Below are 23042 nucleotides of genomic sequence, written 5' to 3'. Positions count from 1 at the left end.
CTGAGCCAGGATCAAACTCTTTAGTTTAATCTCTGTTTATGGTCATTTCTGACCAGGTTCGCTCACTCAAAATACTGACAGTATTTCTTGTTGAGCATTTAATGCTTTTAGTTTCGCCGAACCGAAGCTCAACGTGCACTTGCACCAAACGCCCACATTTATCGACTGTAAATTTTTAAAGATCATTCTGTACTACGTTGCTGAGAAGCGTTTTGTTCTTCAGCGAAGAGGCAAGATTATGAGGCGTTTCGTACATCTCGTCAAGCTCTTCTTTTTCCCGCTTCACGCTGCATTTGCATGCGTTGTTCTGCGAGGGACAGAATCATAACAAGGGCGGCGCAGTCTGGCAAGGGTAGAATGTTGGATTCTTCGATATACACGATAGATCCATGTCCATCACCCCTACCCGCAACGACGCACTTGCCGCCCAACTCGACCACGCTATTAATAACAAGACCAAGCCGCTGGGCAGCCTCGGCGTGCTGGAGGCGCTGGCCAAGCAGATCGGCCTGATACAGAACACCCGCGACATCAAGCTGACCAGGCCTGCCATATTAGTGTTCGCCGCCGACCACGGCGTGGTGGCCGAAGGCATCTCCGCCTACCCGCAGGATGTAACCTGGCAGATGGTCGAGAACTTCCTGGCGCGCGGCGCCGCCATCAACGTCCTGGCCGCACAAAACAACTGCGCGCTGCGCGTGATCGACGCCGGCGTCAATCACGACTTCGGCCCGCGCGACGGCCTGACCGACCGCAAACTGGCGCACGGCACCCGCAACTTCGCCCAGGAACCGGCCATGAGCCGCGACCTGTGCCAGACCGCGCTGGCCGCCGGCATGGCGCTGGCCTCTGAACTGGAAGGCAATGTAGTCGGCTTCGGCGAGATGGGCATCGGTAACACCACCGCCGCCGCTGCGCTGATGCACAAGCTGACCGGCATCCCGGTTGCGCAATGCGTCGGCGCCGGCACCGGAATGTCGGCGGAAGGCATCCTGCACAAGCAGCGCGTGATCGAAGCGGCCGTCGCCAAACACGCCGGCGCCACCGAACCGCTGGACATACTGGCCACCTTCGGCGGCCTCGAAATCGCCATGATGGCCGGCGCCATGCTGAAAGCCGCCGAACTGCGCAAAGTGCTGCTGATCGACGGTTTCATCGTCACCAGCGCGCTGCTGGTCGCGGCCCGCATGCATCCGACGATTCTGGATTACTGCGTGTTCGCCCACTGCTCCGACGAAAACGGCCACAAACAGATGCTGGCGGCGCTGGACGCCAAGCCGCTGCTCAACCTCGGCCTGCGCCTGGGCGAAGGCACCGGCTGCGCGCTGGCGCTGCCGCTGCTGCACGCCGCCGTCAACTTCCTGAACCAGATGGCCACGTTCGAATCGGCCCAGGTCAGCGAAAAGTCGGAATAACGATGCACCAAGTTCGCCTGTTCTTCACCGCGCTGCAATTCTTCACCCGCCTGCCGATCCCGCGCTGGGTGGGTTTCGATCCGGCGTGGCTGAACCAGGCGTCGCGCTACTTCCCGCTGGTGGGCGTGGTGGTCGCACTGATCACCGGCGCGGCCTACGCGCTGGCCGCGTGGTTGCTGCCGGCGCCGGTGGCGGTGGTGATCTCCACTGCGGCGGGCATCTATGCCACCGGCGCGTTCCATGAAGACGGCTTCGCCGATATGTGCGACGGCTTCGGCGGCGGCATGACGCCAGAGCGCGTGCTGGAGATCATGAAGGACTCGCGCATCGGCGCGTATGGCGCCATCGGCACCATCTGCATGCTGGCGCTGAAACTGGTGACGCTGTCGATGCTGCCGTCGCTGGCGGCCATCGGCGCACTGCTGGCGGCGCATCCACTTTCGCGTCTGATGGCGACGTCACTGATCTGGCGCCTCGACTATGCGCGCGCCGAAGGCAAGGCCAAGCCGCTGGCGCAAAAAATGCGCAGCATCGAATTCCTGATCGCTGCCATCAGCGCTCCCCTGCCCGCGCTGGCCGTGGTCGCGTTGGGCTGGCTGCCCGCGGCCGCGCTGATCGCCGGCGTGGTTACGGCGGTCATCGCCACCATCTGGCTGGCGCGTAAATTCGTTCGCCGCATCGGCGGCTACACGGGCGACTGCCTGGGCGCGGTCCAGCAGGTCACGGAGATCATGTTTTACCTGTGCGCGCTGGCCGCCATGCAGCACGGCGCTCTGCCGGTGTAGGCAATGCAGCTGATACTGGTCCGCCATCCGCAGCCGCTGGTCGCGCCGGGCGTCTGCTACGGCAGCACCGACCTGGCCATCGCTCCCGGCCACCTAGAGCAGACATTGGCGGCGCTACGGCTGCCAGCCGGCCTTCCGATCTACTCCAGCCCCCTGCGCCGCTGCGCCGAACTGGCCGCGCGCCTGACGCCATCGCCGTGCTACGACCAGCGCCTGGTGGAGATGCACTTCGGCGAATGGGAAATGCAGCCGTGGGACGCCATCCCCCGCGCCGCCATCGACGCCTGGGCCGCCGACATGGTCCACTACCGTCCCGGCGGCGGCGAGAGCGTGCTGCACATGGCCGAACGCATCGCCGCCTTCCACCGCGAGCTGACAGAAGACGCGATCATCATCTGCCACGCGGGAACCATGCGTTTGCTGTCCACCTGCCACGCCGGATTGCCGCCGGCGGCGATGGCGTTGCAGGCCGCGCAAACCGCCCATCAAATTCCTTACGGCGGCATGTTGACCCTGAAACCCGTATAATGCGGGGGTTTTGGTGCTCGCGCGTCTGTCCAGATGCGCAGTTAAACGGGAAACACGGAGCCGATCTCAATGGCCAACGTGTGCTGCCCCCGCAACGGTAAACAAGTGTCGCAGCATTATGCGGCAAGCTTCCTCCAGCAACCACTGTGCCACGGCATGGGAAGGTGAGGTGGCCCGACTTGTCAGCCCGGATACCGGCCAAACCAGGTGGAAGTGAGCGCAACGCCTCGCTTCTTTACACAGTTGGCCCACGGGGACGTCGGCCAGCCGGAATTAACAGAAAATTATCATGACCCTTCGTATTTCCCGTCCTGCGACCCTGACGTCGCTGGCATTCGCCATGGCTGCCTGCTATGCGCACGCTGAACCTATCGACGCCGTCGTCGTCACCGCCACCCGCACGCCACAACCGCTGGCCAACGTCATCAGCGACACCATCACCATCGGTCCTGAGCAGATCGCCGCATCCGGCGCCGGCTCCATCGTCGACCTGCTGCAGCGCCAGCGCGGCATCGAGATCGCCCGCAACGGCGGCGCCGGCACCGCCTCCAGCGTCTACATCCGTGGCGCCAACGGCAACCAGAACATCGTGCTGGTCGACGGCGTGCGCATCGGTTCCTCGACCACCGGCGCCGCCAACTGGAGCGCCATTCCGCTGACCGCCATCGACCATATCGAAATCGTCTACGGCCCACTGAGCTCCCTGTACGGCGCCGACGCCATCGGCGGCGTGATCCAGATCTTCACCAAGAAGGGCAAGGGCGCGCCGGAAGTAACGGCCTTCGCCGGTTACGGCAGCGACAAGACGCGCGAAGCCGACGCCACCCTGTCCGGCGCCACCGGCGGTGAGCACAGCTTCAGCTACGCCATCAGCGCGGGCAAGGAAAAATCGGACGGCTTCTCGGCCACCCGCCCAGGCCTTTCCAGCTACAACCCGGACCGCGACGGCTACGACAAGGAAAATGTCTCCGGTCAATTCAGCCTGCAAGTCGCACCTGGCTATGAAGCCGGCGCGCTGTTCTTGCACAGCAAACTGGAATCGCAGTACGACAACGGCGCTTCCGCCTACGACGTGCGCAGCAAGGCCGAACTGGAAAGCGCCGCCGTCTACGGCAAGGCGAAGTTCGTGCCGAACGTCGACACGCTGCTGCAATACTCGGAAAGCAAGGACAAGGGCCAGAACTGGGGCAGCGCCGCCGCTTCCGGCTACTCGCGCATCGACACCAAGCAAACCGACATCACGCTGCAAAACGATGTGCGCATCGGCGCAGACGTGCTGCAACTGCTGTACGACCACCGCAAGGAAGAAGTGTCGACCAACGGTTCGGAAGCGCTGAACCGCGACCGCACCACCAATTCGTGGGCCGCTTCGTACAACGCCCGCCGCGGCGCCAACCTGCTGAACGCCAGCATCCGCCGCGACAACGCGGTGTACGGTTCGAAAAACACCGGCTCGATCGGCTACGGCTACGACATCAGCGCGCAGCTGCGCGCCACCGCCAGCTACGGCACCAGCTTCCGCGCGCCGACCTACAACGAGTTGTACTACCCAAGCTACGGTAACGTTAACAACAAGCCGGAACAGGGCAAGAACGCCGAAGTCGGCCTGCGCTGGGATGACGGCGTCAATGCCCTCAGCGCCAGCTACTTCCACAACCAGCTGACCAACCTGCTGGTCAACACCACGCCATGCCCGTTCGGCACCGCCGGCTACGCTTTCGGATGCGCCTACAACGTCAACAAGGCGCTGCTGGAAGGCGTGACCATCGCCGGCGCCACCAAAGTGGCCGGCATCGACCTGGCCGCCAACCTCGACCTGCAGGATCCGAAGGACGACACCAGCGGCAAGCGCTTGCAGCGCCGCGCCAAGAAGCACGGCAACGTCACTGCCGACTACAGCATCGGTGCACTGAAGACCGGCGTGGAACTGGAGTTCTCGGGCGACCGTTATGACGACGCCGCCAACAAGGTCCGCCTGGGCGGCTACGGCCTGGTGAACCTGTACGCGACCTACACCTTCACCAAGGACTGGTCGGCGCTGGTCCGCTGGAACAACATCGGCGACAAGCAGTACGACCTGGCGCGCCTGTATGCGACGCCTGGTTCGAAGGTGTTTGCCGGCATCCGTTACGGCTACAAATAATGGTGTAACCTGCCGGAGTTGAATTTCTCGCTCCGGCAGTTTTTTTGAAAGCAGTGCATGCATTCTTTCTCCCGCAATCTGCGACAGCGCGCCGCCATCACCCTGGCCGGGTTGCTGCTGTTCGCGTTTGCCAGCCTGATTTTCTCGGGCATGACCGGTTCGGTCTCGATTCCCCTTTCCGATATTCCCGCAGCGCTCAATGAGCTGCTGCATGGCCAGAACTCGACGCTGGCGGCCACTCTGCTCGATCTGCGCGTCAGCCGCGCGGTCGCCGCCTTCGTCACCGGCGCCACCCTGTCGCTGGCGGGCGTCATGATGCAGGCCTTGCTGCGCAACCCCCTGGCCGATCCCTATGTACTCGGGATCTCCGCCGGCGCCTCGGTCGGCGCACTGGCCGCGCTGCTGTTCATGTGCGCCACCTGGATGGTGGACGCCGCCGCATTCGGCGGCGCCGTCGCCGTCTCCATGATGCTGTACCTGCTGGCCCGACGCGACCTGCGCGGCGGCATGGCGGCCGAAGGCGGCACCGCGCTGCTGCTGTTGACCGGCGCCATCCTGTCCTCCGCCTGCATGGCGCTGGTGACGCTGATGCTGTCCATCGCGCCGGAAAGCCGCCTGCGCAGCATGGTGTTCTGGATGATCGGCGATTTGTCCGGTACGCAGATGCGCTGGCTGCCATGGATCGTGCTGTTCGCCGCGCTGGCCTTCGCGCTGCGCAGCGCACGCGCCATGAACGTGATGGCGCTGCATGCGGAAGCCGCCGCCACGCTGGGCATCCGCGTCGGACCGCTGCGCAAAGGTTTGTTTTTCATCTCAGGCATGCTGACCGCCAGCGCCGTCACCAGCGCCGGCGCCATCGGCTTCGTCGGCCTGATCGTGCCGCATGCCTGCCGCTTTGCGGTCGGCCCCGACCACCGCATCCTGATTCCAGCCGCCACCATCGCCGGCGGCTCCTTCCTGATGCTGGCCGATACGCTGGCTCGCACCGCCATCGCGCCGCAGCAGCTGCCGGTTGGCGTGGTGACGGCGCTGATCGGCGCGCCGGTCTTCCTGTATCAATTACACCGGTTGCGCAAATGATCGCGACACACCATCTCTCACTGAAAGCCGGCCAGCGCCAACTGGTCACGGATCTCGACTGGCAGGTGCGCGAAGGCGAATGCTGGAGCATCATCGGCCGCAACGGCGCCGGCAAGAGCACGCTGATGCGCGCGCTGGCCGGCCTGCGCGCGCCGGAAGCCGGTCATGTCACGCTCGGCGGCCGCAGCTTGGCCGAATGGCCGCTGGCCGAACTGGCGCGCCAGCGCGCCTTCCTGGCGCAAAGCCGCAGCGATGCTTTTTCCTACAGCGTGATTGAAACCGTGCTGTCGGCGCGCCATCCCTACCACGACAACCGCTACTGGGAAGACAGCGACGACCACGCCATCGCCATCAAATCGCTGGAAGCGATGGAAGTGGCGGAGCTGGCGTCACGCGACGTGCGCACCTTGTCCGGCGGCGAACGCCAGCGCGTGGCGATTGCCGCCATGCTGGCGCAGGACACGCCGCTGCTGCTGCTCGACGAACCGGCCAATGCGCTGGATCTGGCGCACCAGGTCAGCGTCATGAGCATCCTGGCGCGCCTGTGCCGCGAACAGGGCAAGACCGCCGTCATGATCGGCCACGACCTGACGCTGGCGCACAGCGTCTCCACCCATGCGCTGCTGCTGAAGGGCGACGGCCGCTGGCTGGCTGGCGCCAAGGAAGACGTGATGCAGCCTGCACTCCTCAGCGATTATCTCGGCCACCCGATCGACGTGATCCAGCACGGCAAGCGCAGTATCTTTATCCCTCAAGAGGACTCAGTATGAGCGACGACATCAACGAACGCCATCGCGTGCGCATGGAGCGCAAGAAGGCGATCATCGACGCCAAGATCGCATCCGCCGATAAGCAGATCGGCATCATCATCGTCAACACCGGCAACGGCAAGGGCAAGAGCTCCAGCGCCTTCGGCATGGCGATCCGCGCGCTGGGCCACGGCATGAAAGTGGGCGTGGTCCAGTTCATCAAGGGCGCGCTGCAGACCGGCGAGGAACGCTTCCTGCGCCGCTTCCCGGAAGAGATCAGCTTCCACGCCATGGGCGAGGGCTATACCTGGGAAACGCAGAACCGCGAGCGCGATATCGCCAAGGCGCAACTGGCGTGGGAGAAGGCCAAGACCTTCCTGGCCGACCCAGAAATCGGGCTGGTGGTGTTCGATGAGCTGAACATCGCGCTCAAATACAAATACCTCGACGTCGAGGCGGTCATCAACGACCTGCTGGCGCGCCCGCCGATGCAGCACGTGGTGATCACCGGCCGCGGCGCGCCACCGGAGCTGATCGAGATCGCCGACACCGTGACCGAAATGGACGTGGTCAAGCACGCCTTCAAGGCCGGCATCGGCGCGCAAGCGGGGACCGAATGGTAAAGGCACTGCTGGTTGCCGCCGTCTCCTCGGGCCAGGGCAAGACCACCGTTACCGCCGCGCTGGCGCGCAAGCTGGTTCGCCTGGGCAAACGCGTGCGCGTCTTCAAATGCGGCCCGGACTTCATCGACCCGATGCTGCTGGAACGCGCCAGCGGTGCGACGGTGCGTTCGCTGGATCTGTGGATGGTCGGCCAGGAGCTGTGCAGCCAACAGCTGTCGCAAGCCGCCGCCGAAGCGGACGTGATCCTGATCGAAGGCGTCATGGGCCTGTACGACGGCACGCCCTCTTCCGCCGACCTGGCGCGCGCCTTCGGCGTGCCGGTGATGGCGGTGATCGACGCATCGGCCATGGCGCAAACCGCCGGCGCGCTGGTGCACGGCCTGCGCGACTACGGTCCGGTCGAGATGGCCGGCGTGATCGCCAACCGCGTCGCCAGCGAAGGCCACGCGAAAATGGTCGCGGCCTCGCTGCGCGACATTCCGCTGTTCGGCACCCTGCCGCGCCAGGCCAAGTCGCTGCCCGAGCGGCATCTGGGCCTGGTGCTGCCGGGAGAAGTGACCGACATCGATCAGTTGCTCGACAACCTGGCCGACCAGCTGGTGTTCGATGAAGCGGCATGGGACAAGCTGCGTTCTGTCGATATCGCCACCACGACGCCGGCCGCGCCGCAGGAGCAGCTGCTGGCGGGGAAAACCATCGCCGTCGCGCGCGATGCGGCGTTCATGTTCATCTATCCCGCCAACCTGGACACGCTGCGCGCCCTGGGCGCAACGCCGAAGTTCTTCTCGCCGCTGGCCGACGACGCGGTGCCGGCGGAAGCCGATGCGGTCTACCTGCCCGGCGGTTATCCGGAACTGCATGCGGAGCAGCTGGCGCAGGCGGCGACTTGGCAGGCATCGATCCGCGCCGCGCATGCGGCAGGCACGCCCATCGTCGCCGAATGCGGCGGCATGATGGCGCTGGCCGATACCCTGGCCGACCAGAAAGGCGCGGTCTGGAATATGGCCGGCCTGCTGCCCGGCGCTGTGGCGATGCAGCCACGCCTGGCGGGCCTGGGGCCGCAAGGCCTCGCCACGCCGCAGGGCATCCTGCGCGGGCACACCTTCCACTATTCCAAACTCGATACCAAAGTGGAGCCGGCGGCGTACACTGTCAAACATCCCTCCGCTATACAGGGCGAAGCCTTGTACAGCGTTGGCTCGCTGACAGCTTCGTATTTTCACGCCTATTTCCCATCCAATCCGGCGGCCGTCGCCGCCTTGTTTTTGAGGAGTGAGACATGACACGTACACTGGTTCTGGGCGGCGCCCGTTCCGGCAAAAGCGCCTACGCAGAGCGACTTGCCGCCGATTCGGGCAAGGAGGTCGTCTACATCGCCACCGCCACTGCCGGCGACAGCGAAATGGCCGCCCGCATCGCCCACCACCGCACCAGCCGTCCGGCCGAATGGACCACCGTCGAGGAGCCGCTGGCACTGGGCAACCAGCTGCTGCGCTGGTCCTCGCCGGACCGCCTGATCATGGTGGACTGCCTGACGCTGTGGCTCAGCAACCTGCTGTTCAGCGGCGGCCAGGAATATCCGGAAGTCGGCGAGATCACGCTGCCCGCGCTGTTCCACGAACAGCAGGACATGCTGGCCAGCGCGCTGACCAAGTGCGCCAGCGACGTGGTGCTGGTATCGAATGAAGTAGGCCTGGGCATCATGCCGATGGGCGCGGTGTCGCGCTGCTTCATGGATGAACAGGGCCGCCTGAACCAGTCGGTTGCCGCCATCTGCGACCGCGCGGTGTTTGTCGCCGCCGGCCTGCCGCTGGTCTTAAAAGGATAGCCGTGCTGAGTGGATTGAGTTTTTCCACCATCGCGCTGTTGATGGTGGCGGGTGTGCTGCTGGATTTGTGGTGGGGCGAGGTGCGCCGCTGGCATCCGCTGGTCGGTTTCGGCAATTGGGCGATTGCGCTGGAGCGCCGCCTGAATCAGGGCGGAATGCGGTTTTCCCGTGGCGTACTGGCGTGGATGCTGGCCGTGCTGCCGCTCACCGCGCTGGCGGCATTGCTGGTCTGGGCCCTGGCCGTGCCGCTGGCGCAGGCCGCAGCCCACACACTGATGCTGTACTTCTGCCTTGGCATGCGCAGCCTGCGCGACCATAACCTGCCGATCGCCGATGCGCTGGCCAATGACGATCTGCCGAACGCGCGCCGCCTGACCTCCTATATCGTCAGCCGCGATACCACCAGCGCCAGCGAAATCGAACTGACCAAGGCCAGCGCCGAATCGCTGCTGGAAAACGGCAATGACGCGGTATTCGGCACACTGTTCTGGTTCATCATCGCCGGCGGTCCCGGCGCGGTGCTGTTCCGCATGGCGAACACGCTGGATGCGATGTGGGGCTACCGCACGCCGCGCTTCCTGCAATTCGGTTGCGCCGCCGCACGCATCGACGATGCACTCAATTACATTCCCGCGCGCTTGACCGCGCTGTCCTATGTGCTGCTGGCGCCGGGCCTGCACGGCAAGCGCCGCGCATGGCAGTGCTGGCGCGCGCAGGCGCCGGCATGGGACAGCCCGAACGCCGGCCCGGTAATGTCCAGCGGCGCCGGTGCGCTTGGCGTGGAACTGGGCGGCGCGGCGATTTATCACGGTGAAGTGGAATACCGCCCGACGCTGGGCCAGGGGCCGGCCGCTGTCGGCGCGGATATCAAGCGCGCATGGCGGCTGGTCGCGCGCACGACGGCGCTGTGGCTGGCGGTCGCCTGCACCGCCGCCGCACTGATGGAGTACGCACATGCTTGAACATGGCGGCAATCTGCGCGACGCCGCAAAGCGCTTTGGCCGCGACGACTGGCTCGATCTGTCGACCGGCATCAATCCGCGCTGGTATCCGGCGCCGCAGGTGGCCGGCAACGCGTGGCACCGGCTGCCGGAGCCTGATCCTGCGCTGACCAATGCGGCGGAAGCTTTCTACAACGCGCCGCAGATGCTGCCGGTGGCCGGCACGCAGGCGGCGATCCAGGCGCTGCCACGCTTGCGCAAACCTTCTCGCGTGGCGGTCAGCGCGCCATCGTATGCGGAACATGCGCACCACTGGGCCGGCCACGGCCACACGATGACACTGACGCCCTACGCGGAGCTGGAAGCCGCCGTCGCCCACAACGATGTGATAGTGGTGGTCAATCCAAACAATCCTACCGGCGCGGTGGTGCCGGCGGCACAGCTGCTGCGATGGGCCGGCCAGTTGGCCGCGCGCGGCGGCTGGCTGGTGGTGGACGAGGCATTCGGCGACACCGCGCAGGACAACAGCGTGGCCGCGCACAGCGGCCGCCCTGGACTGATCGTATTGCGCTCGGTCGGCAAATTCTTCGGCCTTGCCGGCATCCGGCTGGGCTTTGTGGCCGCCCATGCGGACCTGCTGCGCGAGCTGGCAGACCAGCTGGGACCATGGACCATCAGCGGTCCGGCGCAGCAGATCGCCACGGCGGCGCTGACCGACCATAACTGGCAGGCCAACACGCGCGCCGAACTGCACGCCAGCGGCGAACGCCTGCACACGCTGCTCGCCGCACATGGCATCGACGCCACGGGCACGCCGCTATTTCAATGGTGGCCCGAATCGCAGCCGGAAGCCTTCTGGCAGCACATGGCCGAACGCGGCATCTGGGTACGACTTTTCACGCAGGCGGCACGCGGCATCCGCCTCGGCCTGCCGCCGGACGAAGCGGGTTGGCAACGCCTGCAAACAGCACTTACCGAATGGACCAACAAATGAAAAAACTCATCCTCGCCGCAGCGCTGTTTGCCGCCGTCGCCGCCAGCGCGGCGCCCGTGACTGTACGTGATGACGACGGCAATGTCGTCACGCTGCCCAAGCCTGCGCAACGCGTCATCGCCATGGCGCCGCATGTGACCGAGTTGCTGTTCGCCGCCGGCGCGGGCGACAAGATCGTTGGCGCTGTCACCTACAGCGACTACCCGGAAGCGGCCAAGAAAATCCCGCGCGTCGGCGACAACCGCCTGATCGACATGGAGCGCGTGGCCGCCATGAAGCCGGACCTGATCGTCATCTGGATGCATGGCGGTTTCGAACGCCAGATCGAAGGACTGCGCAAACTCGGCATCCCCTTGTTCCACAGCGAGCCGGCCAAGCTTGACGCCATCGCCGACAACGTCGAACGCCTCGGCCAGCTGATGGGCACCGAATCCGTCGCCAACGCCACTGCCGCCGACATCCGCCAGCAGTTCGCCGCGCTGACCAAGCAGTACGCCAGCCGTCTGCCGGTGCGCCTGTTCTACCAGGTGTGGGACAAGCCGCTGTACACCTTGAGCAGCAAGTCCATCGTCAGCGATTCGATCCGCCTGTGCGGCGGCGTCAACATCTTCGCCGACCAGAAAGTTACCGCGCCGGTGGTCAGCATTGAGGCCGTGCTGCAGGCGAATCCGGAAGCCATCATCGGCACCAGCGAAAAAGACTACGGCAGTGTCGACCTGTGGAAGCCGTACGGCACGCTGCTGGCGGTGCAGAACAACAATCTGTTCCGACTGCAGGGCGACCTGCTCAACCGTGCCGGCCCGCGCATGGTCGCGGGCACCAAGGCCCTGTGCGAGAAGATCGACGAAGCCCGCCAGCACCGCAAGAACTGATATGTCATTCCCCTACTCCACCCTGATGGTTCAGGGCACCACCTCGGACGCCGGCAAGAGCACGGTGGTGGCGGCGCTCTGCCGCTTGCTCAAGCGCCAGGGCGTGCGCGTGGCGCCGTTCAAGCCGCAGAACATGGCGCTCAACAGCGCGGTCACCGCGGACGGCGGCGAAATCGGCCGCGCGCAGGCGCTGCAAGCCATCGCCGCCGGCGTCGCGCCGCACACCGATATGAATCCGGTACTGCTCAAGCCATCGAGCGACATCGGCGCGCAGGTCATCATCCACGGCAAAGTGCGCGCCGAGATGAACGCGCGCGACTACCACCAGTACAAGACCATCGCCATGCAGGCGGTGATCGAATCGCATGACCGCCTGCTGCAGCAATACGATTGCGTGGTGGTGGAAGGCGCCGGCAGCCCGGCCGAAATCAACCTGCGCTCGCGCGACATCGCCAACATGGGCTTCGCCGAAAAAGTCGACTGCCCGGTGATACTGGTGGCGGACATCGACCGTGGCGGCGTGTTCGCACATATCGTCGGCACGCTGGCCTGCCTGTCGGAGAGCGAGCGTGCACGCACCATCGGCTTTGTCATCAACCGCTTCCGTGGCGACATCAAGCTGCTGGAGCCGGGCCTGGAATGGCTGGAACAGCAGACCGGCAAACCAGTGCTGGCGGTGCTGCCCTACCTGCACGGCCTGTTCCTCGACGCCGAAGACGCCGTGCAGCCGGTGCAAGCTTCGCGCGGCGCTTTCCGCGTCGTGGTTCCCAGCCTGCCGCGCATGAGTAACCACACCGACTTCGACGCGCTTCGCGCCCATCCCGACGTCGACCTGCACTTCGTCCGCGAAGGCCAGCCGATACCGGCGGCCGACCTGATCATCCTCCCCGGCAGCAAGAACACGCGCGGCGACCTGGCGTGGCTGCGCGCGCAAGGCTGGGAAGAGCAGATCAACCGCCACCTGCGCTACGGCGGCAAAGTGATCGGCGTCTGCGGCGGCTTCCAGATGCTGGGCCGCGACGTCACCGACCCGTTGGGCATGGAAGGCAAGGCCGGCGCCTCGCCCGCCCTCGGCCTGCTCGACATGAGCACTGAAATGAGTCCGGACAAACGGCTCACCCAGGTGCGGGGCGTGTGCGCTTTCGGCGCCGGCGACGCCCCGGTCAGCGGCTACGAAATCCACATGGGCATTTCGACAGGCAGCGCGCTGGCCACGCCGGCCTTCTTCATCGACGGCCGCCCGGAAGGCGCGCTGTCGGCCGACGGCCAGATTCTCGGCACCTACCTGCATGGCCTGTTCGACACGCCGCAAGCCATCAGCGCCCTGCTGCGCTGGGCCGGCCTCGACTCGGACAACACCGTGGACACCTCCGCCCTGCGCGAAGCCAGCCTGGATCGCATCGCCGACGCCACCCAGCCACTCCTCGACGCACTGATCGCACTCAAATGAATCCGCACGCCTACACCGACGCCGAAATCTCCGGCGTCTACCGCGCCATCCGCGAACGTCGCGATGTCCGCCATTTCAAGACCGATCCGCTGGAACCGGGCCAGCTGGAACGTTTCCTCGGCGCGGCCCACAACGGCCCCAGCGTCGGCTATATGCAGCCATGGCGCTTTGTCCGCATCACCGACCAGGCGCTGCGCGCCCGCATCCACCAGCACGTGAACGAAGAGCGCATCAAGACCGCCGAAGCGCTGGGCAAACGCGCCGACGAATTCATGAAGCTGAAGGTGGAAGGCATACTGGAATGCGCGGAGGTGCTGGTGGTAGGCCTGATCGACAAGCGCGATCAATACATCTTCGGCCGCCGCACCATGCCGGAGATGGACCTGGCCTCCGCAGCCTGCGCATTGCAGAACTTCTGGCTGGCCGCGCGCGCGGAAGGCATCGGCGCCGGCTGGGTATCGATGTTCGATCCGCAGCAGCTGCGCGACATCGTCGGCATGCCGGAAGGCAGCCAGCCGATCGCCGTATTATGCGTCGGCCATGTGCACGAGTTCTACACCGCGCCCATGCTGGAACTGGAAAAATGGGACCAGCGCCGCCCGCTCGGCGACATCCTGTTCGAAAACTGCTGGGATCAACCGGCTTAAGCAGCCTGGCATTCCTCGATGCGGCGGTTGCCCGGTCCGGCCAGCACGCGCAGGCTGCGTTCCGTCGCCGCCGTGAACTCGTGGTTGAACACCGTGTCGACAAAACGCCAGTCGCATCGTACCTGCTCATGGCTGGCGGTGATAACCATGTAACCGCGCTTGCTGGTCTGCGCGTAGTACAGCGGTTCGATCAGGTCCACCATCATGTTCGCCACGTCCTCCGGATCACGGTCCGGGTACGCGCCTTCCATGCCGGGCGATGACACCGACGCCGTCGCAAACTCCACGCCCACCTGCCTGCCCTGCGCATCGTGCAGATCGCTGGCCCAGGCATTGTGCGTATCGCCGGCCAGCACCACCAGGTTCTTGCGGTGCTTCCGCATCATCTCGAATACCTGCTCGCGGTCGGCCTGGTAGCCATCCCAGGAATCCAGATAGCACGGCAGGGTCGCGCCGGACAGCCAGCGCTTCTCCTTGTCGTTCACGCAGGACGGATCGGCGGCGGCGCGCTTCTTCAACGCCGAGAAATCGCTGCGGTTGCATTCGCCCATGACCACGGCGGTGGGATACTCCATGCGCGCCATCAGCACCTGCTGGCCCAGCATCTGCCAGCGTGCGTTCGAGCGGCTGACCTGCCCTTCCAGCCACGCCATCTGCTCATGGCCGATCATCTGCCGGCGCGGCGAGCACACGTCCTGCTTGTACTTCTCGACGTCGAAGTGTTTGTGCTCGTCGTAGTAGGACGACATCATCAGCTGCTGGTCGCGCCCGATCAGGCGCGTGTCCAGCATGTGCAGCGAGACCACGCCACCGAAGTCGAACGAGCGGTAGATCTTGTCCGGCGCCGACATGTCCGGCACGCGGATCGGCATCCACTCGTGATACGCGGTCAGCGCCGCCTGCTTGCGCAGCGCGAACGGCCCGTACTTGCCGTCCTTGTGATCGACCGAGCCATCGCGCCAGGTGTCGTCGGCGAATTCGTGGTCGTCCCACACGGCGATGAAGGGCATGGCCGCATGCACCGCCTGCAGATCCGGATCGGAGCGGTACTGCGCGTAGCGGCGACGGTAATCGTCCACCCGCAGCAGCAGTTCGCGCGGTTCGGACACGCGGCCCAGCGTCTCCGCATTGCCGCAGGCATAGCCGGTGCTTTCGTATTCGTAGATGTAGTCGCCGATGTGCAGCGCGGCGTCGATGTCGTTCTGGCGCGCCGCGTCGGCGTAGACGTTGAAGTACCCGGCCGGGTAGTTCGCACAGGAGAACACCGCCAGCCGCACCTGGCGCACATCGGCGCGCGGCAGCGTTTTGGTGCGGCCCACCACCGACTTCTCGCTGTCCACCGCAAACTGGTAGTAGTAGACATGCCCCGGCAGCAGGCCGGCGGCATCCACTTTCACCGTGTAGTCCCTGTCCTCGGCAGCGACCACGCTGCCGTGCGCGATTACCTGCTGCATGGCCGGATCGGTCGCCATCTGCCAGCGCACGACGACATCGCCGGTGCGCGCCGGCGTCACGCGCGTCCACAGGATCACGCGGTCGTTCAGGGGATCGCCGCTCGCCACGCCATGCCGGAAGCCGGCCGCCACGCCATCACCGAGACCGGAAGCGGTGCTGGTGCAGCCGCCCAGGCCCGCGGCGCTCGCGCCCAGCAGCGCAGTGGATGCGGCCATCTGGCGAATGAAGGTGCGGCGTGGTGGCTTGATGTCCATATGCTCTCCCGGAGGCCATAGCGATGCCCGCAACTTACGCCCGATACATGACGCCCTTATGACGACACTGTTTGTTTTGTGTGACAATCACACCTATGAATGCCACCTCCTCCGCCAAGCGCTACCTGCCCTGGGTCGTCGCCACCACCCTCTTCATGGAGCAGCTGGATTCAACGGTTGTCAATACCGCCATCCCGGCGATGGCCGCCAGCCTGCAAGTCACGCCACTGAGCCTGAAGGCCGTGGTCACCAGTTATATTCTCAGCCTGGCCGTGTCGATTCCGGTCAGCGGCTGGATGGCGGACCGCTTCGGCACGCGCCGCGTGTTCATGACCGCGATTGCCATTTTCACCATCGCCTCGGTGCTGTGCGGCCTGTCGGTCAACTCGCCGATGCTGGTGGCGGCGCGGCTGCTGCAAGGCTTCGGCGCGGCGATGATGATGCCGGTCGGGCGCCTGACCATCGTCCGCACCTTCCCCAAGAACGAGCTGCTGGCGGCGATGAACTTCGTCATCATCCCGGCGCTGATCGGCCCTCTGCTCGGCCCCACCATCGGCGGCCTGATCGTGCACTGGATGACGTGGCGCGACATCTTCTTCATCAACGTGCCGGTGGCGCTGGTGGCGCTGTTCCTGGCGCACCGCCACATGCCGGACTACCGCGAAGAGAACACCCGGCCGCTGGACTTCATCGGCCTGGTGTTGTTCGGCACCGGCATCGCGCTGCTGTCATGGCTGCTGGAAGTGTTCGGCGAACACAAGCTGGATGTGACCTCGGCCGCGGTGCTGCTGTTCATCGCCTGCGCGCTGCTGGCCGCGTATGTGTGGCATGCGCAGGATGCGCCGCACCCGCTGCTGCGGCTGGCGCTGTTCAAGATCCGCACCTTCCGCGTCTCGGTGCTGGGCGGCTTTGTCACGCGCATCGGCGTCGGCGGCCTGCCGTTCCTGCTGCCGCTACTGTATCAGCTGGGCCTGGGCCTGCCGGCCTGGCAATCGGGCTTGCTGATGATGCCGTCCGCTGCGGCGGCGATGGGCATGAAGGTAATCTCGGCGCGGGTGCTGGCGCGCTTCGGCTACCGCCAGGTGCTGACCGTGAACACGCTGCTGATCGGCGTCACCATCAGCATGTTCTCCTTTGTGCAATCGGGTACGCCACTGTATGCGATCGTGGCGATCAGCCTGTGCATGGGCTTCTTCAATTCGCTGCAGTTTTCCAGCATGAACACCATCGCCTATGCGGACGTGGACGGCCCGAATTCCAGCATGGCCAGCACCATGGCCAGTTCGATGCAGCAGCTGTCGATGAGCTTTGGCCTGGCGGCCGGCTCGCTGGTCACCGGCTGGTTCCTCGGCGACCTGCCGCAATCCAACCGCGCGGCGCTGACCTCGGCGCTGCACCACGCCTTCCTGACGCTGGCTGCGCTGACCGTGCTGTCATCGTTCACCTTCTGGACCTTGCGCAAGACCGACGGCGAATCCATCAGTCACGCCAAGCGGGCGGACGAAGAATCAGGCGATTGACGTAGGGGTCGAGCAGCAGCGGCCCCTGGTAGCGCTGCGGTGCGTAGCGGTAGGCATAGCTGGGCAGCAGCGAATACTGGATCTGCAACATCAGGCGCGGCAGTAGCGCCGGCGCCGCGCCTTTGTGTATGCCGGCGGTATCCACCGCGAAGCAGAAGCCGCGCGTGCCGACGGCGGTCAGCAGCATCTCGGAACTGTGGGCGCTGGTGATTTCGCTGTCGCTGTAGAAGCGCAGCCGCATCGGCGCCTGCGTCAGGTGGCTGCCGTGCAGGTAGACATGCGGCCCGGCGCCGCCATCCACATCGGTCAGGTAAACCAGCACCTTCAGGTAGCGCCAGTCCTCGGAATCGCGGTGAAAGGCCTGCAAGGCGCTGTCGTCGCCCGGCACTGGAAACGACCAGCGCAATCCCAGCGCGGAAATGGTCGGCTTGCACTCCATGTAGCGCGCCGCCAGCCCCAGCAGCGCCGGACTGTTGGCCAGCGCCAGGATGTGCGGGCAGGCGATCACATCGCACAAATGATAGTCAGCCACGCGCACATCCTCGGTGCGCTGCGCCAGCGTGAAGCCGGGACGTGCATGGTCGCGGTCGGTCAGCAGCTTGTCGGCCAGCCAGGCGCGGATGTCATCGCATTGGGCGACGTCCAGCAGGTTGCCGAGCGGCGCGTAGCCGCTGCGGCGCAGATCGCCCAGCGCGCTCTCCTCGCTGGACGTACTCGCATACAACTCCTTGCCCGCGCCTTGACGCAGCCGCACCGCGCCGCTCACCGCGCGCACCACCAGCCGGCGCAGCGCGGGATAGGTCACGATACGCTGGCTGTAATACAACAGGCTTTGCAGCGGAGCAAAGCGGCGGCCGGGTTTCAACTGCGCATATTCCATCGGGCGATCCTCCCAGTGTCATCCCTGAGAAGGTAGCAACCCGACGGCAAGCCGCCTTGATGTGAGCTAAACCTTGGTGCGGCGGCGCGCCATCACGCCCATCAGGGCCAGGCCGGCAAACAGCATGGCGTAGGTGGATGGCTCCGGCACTGCGGCCAGCACCTTGGTGTAGGTGCCGTCGAATGCATAGGTCGCGCCCTGGCCATTGATGTGGGTGGCGCCCAGCAAGGCCAGGAAGCTGGTGTTGGCCGAGTAATCGCCCAGCAGGCGGAAGGCGTAGGCGCCCGAGGCGGCCTCGGTGAAGCTCAGCGTCTTGCCATCTACCACCGTACCCAGGGCGCCGAAGGTCAGCGACGAACCGCCCAGCAGCACCGACGAATCGCCGGTCAGCGACAGGCTGGCGAACAGCTGGCTGCCGGCGCCGGCATTGGTCAGGCGCAGCGTGCCGCCGTTGAGGATCAGCGCGCTGTCGGCGGACAGGCGCTGGGCGCCGTCAAGCGTCAGCACGCCGCCGCTCAGTTGCGTGGCGCCGCTGTAGCTGCTGACGCCGGAGAAGGTCACATCGCCGCTTTGTACGTCCACCTGCTTGAAGTTGCTGATCGCGCCGGCGTAGGCAAAGCTGTTGCCCGCGCCCGGATTGACCACCAGCGTGTTCTGGCCGCCGCTGCCGCCGTTGATGCTGCCGGTAATCGTGCCGCCGGTGATGGTCACGCTGTTCTTGCCGCTACCCAGCTCGATCGCCTTGCCGCTGCTGGCGCCGTTGATGATGCCGCCGCTGACGATCACCATATTGTCGGCATTGCCCTTGATCGCCGCGTTGACGGCGCCGCCGCCGACGATGGAAGCGCCGGCATGGTTGTTGATGGTGACGGTATGACCGCTGGCCGCGCCAACCACAACGATGCCGGAATCGCTCTGGCCACGGATCACGCCACCGCTCTGGTTGGTGATGGTGGCGTTGCCATACAAGCCTTCGCGGCCGCCGGTGCTCAAATCGTTGCCGGCCAGCGTGATGCCGCGACCCACGGCGTTGGTGTTGCCGCTGTTGACCAGGCCTTCGATCGTGCCGGAGTTGACGATGGTGCCACCGCCCACGCTGATGCCTTCGCTGAACGCCGGGTCGGTTGCGCTGAAGGCGTTGATGGAACGGATCAGTCCGGTGTTGGTGATGTTGGCAATGCCATCCACATCGATGCCGTCGCCATCGCCGGTAAGGCCCTGGCCGGTGATGGTGCCGTTGTTGACGATGGTGGCGACCTGCTTGTCGTTGATGCCATCCAGATTGATGCCCGAACCATTCAAGCCACGGATGATGCCGCCCGCACTGTTGGTGATGCCCATGACGAAGCCGGTCGCCGCATCCGCCTGGCCGCCGGTGATGCCGTGACGGCCGCCTTCGATCAGGCCAGTCGCCAGGTTGAAGATCTGCGCGCCGGAATTGCTTTGGGCGTCCACGCCATCGCTGCCCTTGTCTGAATCCGCAGTGATGTTCGACTGTATCGTGCCGCTGTTGTTGACGACGCCGTTGACGCCGGTACGCACCGCATCGGCATTGGTGGCTTTCAGCAGGCCGCCAGCCAGGTTGTTGACGATATTGGCGCCCGAAGTGATGGCGCTGAAATCCACCGCCTGCGCACCGCCCGCGCTGGCGTTCAGCGAAATCATCTGGCCGGCGTTGTTCAGCGTTATGCTGCTCTTGGCCTTGTTCATCTGGATCACGTCGGCGTCGGCGGTCCGCATCACCGCACCGCTGTTGTTGTTGACGACCAGGTTCTTCACGCCGGTGTTGTCGCGGATCGCGCGGCCGGTGCTGGTCATGTCGATGAGGCCGAAATTGTCGAGCGTGGCGTTGTCGCCGGTAACGTTGATGGCGTTGGCTTCGCTGGCGATGGTCAGCGAGCTGCCGGCGCTGATCGTGCCCTTGCCGGTCAGCGTCTGCGTCGCCGTGCTGGCGCCGTTGACGGTGAAATCAGCCGCCGTGGCGACGCCCAGCGGCAAGGCCGCAAGCAGCAGGAACTGAATGGCGGAAGAAGATTTCGGTGGTGCGATCGGCATGGCGTGTCCCGTTAAAGTTATGAGCAAACTTTTAATGTCTCATAAAGTTATGACAAGGTTGTGACAATGTTGTGACCGTGCCGCACGCCTGTGCGCGGCCGGCGGAAGCTGCTAAGCTGCCGGACATTTTTCGTTTGAGGGAGTCTTCATGCAGAAGTTCGCCGCGTGCGTTACGGCGCTGGGTGCGGTGGCCATTGCCGCCGCCACGTGCACCATCGCCTTTGTCCACAGCACGCCGGAAACCGGCACGCCGTATCAGGCGGTGGCCTTGATGAATGGCCAGATGTTCTTTGGCAAGCTGGAGGAAAGCAGCCGCGACTATCTTACGCTGCGCGATGTGTTCTACATCCAGGGAAGGCAGAATCCGGAAACCAGGGCGGTCACCAGCGTGCTGATCAAACGCGGCGGCGAGGCGCACTCGCCGGACCGCATGTTGATCAACCGCCAGCAGGTGCTGCTGGTGGAACCGGTGAAGACCGATTCGCAAATCGCCAAACTGATCGCGGAGCAGAACGCGGCGCACTAGCCGCCCTGCTCCGCGACCACGCCGGCGTCAGAACGACGTCAGCGCCTTGCCGAACTTGATCAGCCACAGGCGGCTCGGACGCTCCGCATCCGTGCCGCGCGCAACACGGATGGTGTTGGCCGCATTGCAACCCGCCGAGCTGCTGGTGATGATGACGCCGTTCGCATCGATATTGCACTTGGTGACATCGGCGTCTTCCACAGCAACGCCGTTGGCATCGAACACCTTGGTTTTCATGCCGAAGTCGTTGTCGTTGGCCAGCGCAAGCGTATTGCCGTCAACAATGGTCAGGCCTTCGGCCTTTTCCGCCAGCCAGCCGATCGCGTTCAGGTCCAGCAGCAGGGTTTTCTTCAGCGTGGTCACGGCACTCCAGTCGGCGCCATTGACGGCAGCGCCGCCCATGCTGCTCTTCTCCAGGTCAGACGTGGTGACGTTGAACGCCGCCGCTGAAATATCGGTAGCCGAGCCGATCTCCACCAGCATCAGCTTGTTGAACACCTTGCCGCTGGGCGCCGCGCCCTGCTCGATCACGATGAACTTGCCGTTGCCCAGCGCAACCACATCGCCCAGCTTGGCGTTGCCGGTGCGGCCATCCTGGTAATCCGCCGCGGCCAGTGGATAGGCGTACATCTTGCCTGCCTTGCCGGTGGTCGGATCGAACTCGGTCCAGCGGGTGAAGCGCGCGTAGCGTTCGATCAGCTCGCTCTTGCCGGTGACGGTGTAGGTGCTGCTGCCGTCGGTCAGTGGGCTTTGCAGGAAGCCGTGCAGCTTGTCGGTGCTGGTGTCCAGCGCCAGGCCTTCCATGCCGCGGTTGGCGCGGCGCTTGAGGAAGATGTCCGGCAGGCCGGTGCCCGGTGCGTACTTGTTCAGGATGATGCCGGTGGCCGGGTCGATCTTGACGATGAATGGACCGTACTCGTCCGACACCCACAGCACGTTACGCTTCTTATCGACGACGATGGCTTCCGTATCGAGGCCGTTGGCGTCAAACGTGGCTTTGCTGTTGGGGTTGTACTTCATTTCGTCCAGCACCGGCAGTTCGGCCGAATTGCCCACCGTACCAGGTGGAATGGCCAGGCCACTGGTCTTCACCGTGGCCGACGCCTTGATCGGCGTTGACGAGGTCAGCACCGCGCCAGCTTTGCCGACGGTGATCACACCGAACGCCGGCGCAAAGCTCGGCGACGGGAAAATCTTGGCGCCGGTGACGCCGCTGCCGCTGAGCGAGGGCAGGTTCGGGCCGTCGCCGTTCGGGCCGCGGTCGGTCAGGCCGTAGAACTCCAGGTCGCCACTGGCGTTGGTGCCCTTGAAGGCCAGCGAGGAACCGTAGGATGGCAGGAAGCCCAGCGGGAATTCTTCCTTGACCTTGGCGTTGGCGCCTTCGTAGGGAATATAGAAGCTGGCGGCCGCCTGCATCTGGTAGCGGGTGACGGTCACCGCGACCGTGCCCAGCGGCGTGGTCTGGCTGAAGCTTTCGTTGACCGGCGCGCCGAGCTTGGAGGCCAGCGTGTCTTCAAAGTGTTCGCGCACCAGCGCGCGGCGGGTATCGTCGATGGTGCGGGCGGCGTACTTGGCGCCGGCGGCGGCCAGGTTGGCGCTCATCGCGGTGTTGAAGGCATCGGCGGAGGCGGTGAAGTCGGCGCTCTTGGCAGCCAGCGCGGTCTTCACGTCGGCGTTCAGCTTGATGCCGTTGGATGGATCGCTGTCGTCATCCAGCAGTTGCAACGCCAACAGGCGGTTGACCACCTTGGCGTTCTTGACGTCGGTGCTGCCGGCCAGTTCCAGCGGCGTGATGCTCGGCGCGCACAGTGTGCTGCCCAGGTTGATGCCGCCGATGCTGAAGGTCACGGTGTCGCCGGCGTAGCAGGTGTATTCGCCCTTGGCGTTGGTGACGGCCTTGGCGGAGGTGCCGGACACGTAGTCCAGATTCTCTACCGTGTTGTCCAGGAAGACGCCGGTGATCGGCGTCTTGGCGGCCGGCTGGGTGGTGCTATCGCTGCCACCACATCCTGCCAGGACGGAAAACACGGCAAGCGACACCAAGGAGAATTTTTTCATGCTGATCTCTACTCTAGTTATAAGATCAGCAAGCTTAGCTACATTGCGTTACACGGTTGTGACAAAAGCAAAAAAGCCCCAACCAGATTTTCTCCGGAAGGGGCTTTTTCTAATAACTAGCTTGACGATAACCTACTTTCACACTGGTTGCAGCACTATCATCGGCGTAGAGTCGTTTCACGGTCCTGTTCGGGATGGGAAGGGGTGGGACCGACTTACTATGGTCATCAAGCTTTGAC

At 64.8% G+C, this 23042-nt stretch carries 20 protein-coding genes, 1 rRNA gene and 1 riboswitch; of the genes, 16 read left to right on the top strand and 5 right to left on the bottom strand.

Features of this window, described 5'->3' with window-relative positions:
• Positions 1-389 precede the first annotated feature (389 nt).
• From cobT to bluB, 14 genes are all read left to right on the top strand, one after another.
• Positions 390-1415 (top strand): nicotinate-nucleotide--dimethylbenzimidazole phosphoribosyltransferase, encoded by a 1026-nt coding sequence (cobT, locus tag GJ698_RS29360; protein ID WP_154361399.1) that lies wholly within the window; start codon positions 390-392, stop codon positions 1413-1415.
• A 2-nt stretch (positions 1416-1417) separates the two neighbouring features.
• Complete coding sequence (locus tag GJ698_RS29355) at positions 1418-2200, top strand: adenosylcobinamide-GDP ribazoletransferase (protein WP_154361398.1); 783 nt, start codon at positions 1418-1420, stop codon at positions 2198-2200.
• 3 nt (positions 2201-2203) lie between these two features.
• Positions 2204-2728, top strand: coding sequence for a histidine phosphatase family protein (locus GJ698_RS29350; protein ID WP_154361397.1), 525 nt, complete (start codon positions 2204-2206; stop codon positions 2726-2728).
• A riboswitch (cobalamin riboswitch) is annotated at positions 2723-2945 on the top strand. Its footprint overlaps the gene before it by 6 nt.
• A gap of 72 nt (positions 2946-3017) precedes the next feature.
• Positions 3018-4871: a TonB-dependent receptor domain-containing protein gene (locus tag GJ698_RS29345; protein WP_154361396.1), complete on the top strand. Its 1854-nt coding sequence runs from the start codon at positions 3018-3020 to the stop codon at positions 4869-4871.
• A 57-nt stretch (positions 4872-4928) separates the two neighbouring features.
• On the top strand, positions 4929-5951 hold the full coding sequence (locus GJ698_RS29340; RefSeq protein WP_154361395.1) for a FecCD family ABC transporter permease: 1023 nt from the start codon (positions 4929-4931) through the stop codon (positions 5949-5951).
• Positions 5948-6721, top strand: a complete 774-nt coding sequence (locus tag GJ698_RS29335) for an ABC transporter ATP-binding protein (protein WP_154361394.1) — start codon at positions 5948-5950, stop codon at positions 6719-6721. Before GJ698_RS29340 ends, GJ698_RS29335 begins: the two co-directional genes overlap by 4 nt.
• On the top strand, positions 6718-7323 hold the full coding sequence (gene cobO / locus GJ698_RS29330; protein WP_154361393.1) for a cob(I)yrinic acid a,c-diamide adenosyltransferase: 606 nt from the start codon (positions 6718-6720) through the stop codon (positions 7321-7323). Before GJ698_RS29335 ends, cobO begins: the two co-directional genes overlap by 4 nt.
• Complete coding sequence (locus tag GJ698_RS29325) at positions 7317-8606, top strand: cobyrinic acid a,c-diamide synthase CobB (protein WP_154361392.1); 1290 nt, start codon at positions 7317-7319, stop codon at positions 8604-8606. The genes cobO and GJ698_RS29325 overlap by 7 nt, the downstream gene beginning before the upstream one ends.
• Positions 8603-9151 carry a bifunctional adenosylcobinamide kinase/adenosylcobinamide-phosphate guanylyltransferase gene (gene cobU, locus GJ698_RS29320; protein WP_154361391.1) on the top strand — a complete coding sequence of 183 codons (549 nt, stop codon included), beginning with the start codon at positions 8603-8605 and terminating at the stop codon, positions 9149-9151. Before GJ698_RS29325 ends, cobU begins: the two co-directional genes overlap by 4 nt.
• Before the next feature lie 2 nt (positions 9152-9153).
• Positions 9154-10113, top strand: coding sequence for an adenosylcobinamide-phosphate synthase CbiB (gene cbiB / locus GJ698_RS29315; protein ID WP_371865472.1), 960 nt, complete (start codon positions 9154-9156; stop codon positions 10111-10113).
• Positions 10106-11086 carry a threonine-phosphate decarboxylase CobD gene (gene cobD, locus GJ698_RS29310; protein ID WP_154361390.1) on the top strand — a complete coding sequence of 327 codons (981 nt, stop codon included), beginning with the start codon at positions 10106-10108 and terminating at the stop codon, positions 11084-11086. The genes cbiB and cobD overlap by 8 nt, the downstream gene beginning before the upstream one ends.
• The gene (locus tag GJ698_RS29305; protein WP_154361389.1) at positions 11083-11958 is read left to right on the top strand and encodes a cobalamin-binding protein; all 876 of its coding nucleotides are present in this window, start codon (positions 11083-11085) and stop codon (positions 11956-11958) included. The genes cobD and GJ698_RS29305 overlap by 4 nt, the downstream gene beginning before the upstream one ends.
• Before the next feature lies 1 nt (position 11959).
• Positions 11960-13408 carry a cobyric acid synthase gene (locus GJ698_RS29300; protein WP_154361388.1) on the top strand — a complete coding sequence of 483 codons (1449 nt, stop codon included), beginning with the start codon at positions 11960-11962 and terminating at the stop codon, positions 13406-13408.
• Positions 13405-14055, top strand: coding sequence for a 5,6-dimethylbenzimidazole synthase (gene bluB / locus GJ698_RS29295; RefSeq protein WP_154361387.1), 651 nt, complete (start codon positions 13405-13407; stop codon positions 14053-14055). The genes GJ698_RS29300 and bluB overlap by 4 nt, the downstream gene beginning before the upstream one ends.
• Here the strand turns inward: bluB and GJ698_RS29290 are convergent.
• On the bottom strand, positions 14052-15764 hold the full coding sequence (locus GJ698_RS29290) for an alkaline phosphatase D family protein (RefSeq protein WP_154361386.1): 1713 nt from the start codon (positions 15762-15764) through the stop codon (positions 14052-14054). The two genes, bluB and GJ698_RS29290, sit on opposite strands and share 4 nt — an antisense overlap.
• Before the next feature lie 95 nt (positions 15765-15859).
• Between GJ698_RS29290 and GJ698_RS29285 the strand changes: the two genes are divergently transcribed.
• Positions 15860-17284, top strand: coding sequence for a DHA2 family efflux MFS transporter permease subunit (locus GJ698_RS29285; protein WP_154361385.1), 1425 nt, complete (start codon positions 15860-15862; stop codon positions 17282-17284).
• Here GJ698_RS29285 and GJ698_RS29280 read toward each other — a convergent pair.
• Positions 17244-18164, bottom strand: a complete 921-nt coding sequence (locus tag GJ698_RS29280; protein ID WP_154361384.1) for a phytanoyl-CoA dioxygenase family protein — start codon at positions 18162-18164, stop codon at positions 17244-17246. The genes GJ698_RS29285 and GJ698_RS29280 overlap by 41 nt on opposite strands.
• Positions 18165-18230: 66 nt before the next feature.
• Entirely contained in the window at positions 18231-20219 is a 1989-nt protein-coding gene (locus GJ698_RS29275; protein ID WP_154361383.1) for an FxDxF family PEP-CTERM protein, read from the bottom strand.
• A gap of 148 nt (positions 20220-20367) precedes the next feature.
• On the opposite strand from GJ698_RS29275, the gene GJ698_RS29270 reads away from it, so the two are divergent.
• Complete coding sequence (locus GJ698_RS29270) at positions 20368-20745, top strand: hypothetical protein (protein WP_154361382.1); 378 nt, start codon at positions 20368-20370, stop codon at positions 20743-20745.
• Positions 20746-20772: 27 nt separating this feature from the next.
• On the opposite strand, the gene GJ698_RS29265 is transcribed toward GJ698_RS29270, so the two are convergent.
• Both GJ698_RS29265 and rrf read right to left on the bottom strand, forming a co-directional pair.
• Positions 20773-22803, bottom strand: a complete 2031-nt coding sequence (locus tag GJ698_RS29265) for an esterase-like activity of phytase family protein (RefSeq protein WP_154361381.1) — start codon at positions 22801-22803, stop codon at positions 20773-20775.
• 119 nt (positions 22804-22922) lie between these two features.
• Positions 22923-23035 (bottom strand): 5S ribosomal RNA (gene rrf / locus GJ698_RS29260).
• Positions 23036-23042 lie beyond the last annotated feature (7 nt).

The sequence above is a fragment of the Duganella aquatilis genome, from assembly GCF_009674565.1.
Classification (GTDB): Bacteria; Pseudomonadota; Gammaproteobacteria; order Burkholderiales; family Burkholderiaceae_D; genus Rugamonas; species Rugamonas aquatilis.
The sequence above is the reverse complement of the archived record's forward strand: the minus strand, read 5'-3'. Positions and strand labels throughout refer to the sequence as shown.

Bases quoted from the DNA above. Each gene is read 5' to 3' on its own strand.
- cobT (WP_154361399.1), top strand. From the start codon at position 390: ATGTCCATCACCCCTACCCGCAACGACGCACTTGCCGCCCAACTCGAC.
- GJ698_RS29355 (WP_154361398.1), top strand. From the start codon at position 1,418: ATGCACCAAGTTCGCCTGTTCTTCACCGCGCTGCAATTCTTCACCCGC.
- GJ698_RS29350 (WP_154361397.1), top strand. From the start codon at position 2,204: ATGCAGCTGATACTGGTCCGCCATCCGCAGCCGCTGGTCGCGCCGGGC.
- GJ698_RS29345 (WP_154361396.1), top strand. From the start codon at position 3,018: ATGACCCTTCGTATTTCCCGTCCTGCGACCCTGACGTCGCTGGCATTC.
- GJ698_RS29340 (WP_154361395.1), top strand. From the start codon at position 4,929: ATGCATTCTTTCTCCCGCAATCTGCGACAGCGCGCCGCCATCACCCTG.
- GJ698_RS29335 (WP_154361394.1), top strand. From the start codon at position 5,948: ATGATCGCGACACACCATCTCTCACTGAAAGCCGGCCAGCGCCAACTG.
- cobO (WP_154361393.1), top strand. From the start codon at position 6,718: ATGAGCGACGACATCAACGAACGCCATCGCGTGCGCATGGAGCGCAAG.
- GJ698_RS29325 (WP_154361392.1), top strand. From the start codon at position 7,317: ATGGTAAAGGCACTGCTGGTTGCCGCCGTCTCCTCGGGCCAGGGCAAG.
- cobU (WP_154361391.1), top strand. From the start codon at position 8,603: ATGACACGTACACTGGTTCTGGGCGGCGCCCGTTCCGGCAAAAGCGCC.
- cobD (WP_154361390.1), top strand. From the start codon at position 10,106: ATGCTTGAACATGGCGGCAATCTGCGCGACGCCGCAAAGCGCTTTGGC.
- GJ698_RS29305 (WP_154361389.1), top strand. From the start codon at position 11,083: ATGAAAAAACTCATCCTCGCCGCAGCGCTGTTTGCCGCCGTCGCCGCC.
- GJ698_RS29300 (WP_154361388.1), top strand. From the start codon at position 11,960: ATGTCATTCCCCTACTCCACCCTGATGGTTCAGGGCACCACCTCGGAC.
- bluB (WP_154361387.1), top strand. From the start codon at position 13,405: ATGAATCCGCACGCCTACACCGACGCCGAAATCTCCGGCGTCTACCGC.
- GJ698_RS29290 (WP_154361386.1), bottom strand. From the start codon at position 15,764: ATGGACATCAAGCCACCACGCCGCACCTTCATTCGCCAGATGGCCGCA.
- GJ698_RS29285 (WP_154361385.1), top strand. From the start codon at position 15,860: ATGAATGCCACCTCCTCCGCCAAGCGCTACCTGCCCTGGGTCGTCGCC.
- GJ698_RS29280 (WP_154361384.1), bottom strand. From the start codon at position 18,164: ATGGAATATGCGCAGTTGAAACCCGGCCGCCGCTTTGCTCCGCTGCAA.
- GJ698_RS29275 (WP_154361383.1), bottom strand. From the start codon at position 20,219: ATGCCGATCGCACCACCGAAATCTTCTTCCGCCATTCAGTTCCTGCTG.
- GJ698_RS29270 (WP_154361382.1), top strand. From the start codon at position 20,368: ATGCAGAAGTTCGCCGCGTGCGTTACGGCGCTGGGTGCGGTGGCCATT.
- GJ698_RS29265 (WP_154361381.1), bottom strand. From the start codon at position 22,803: ATGAAAAAATTCTCCTTGGTGTCGCTTGCCGTGTTTTCCGTCCTGGCA.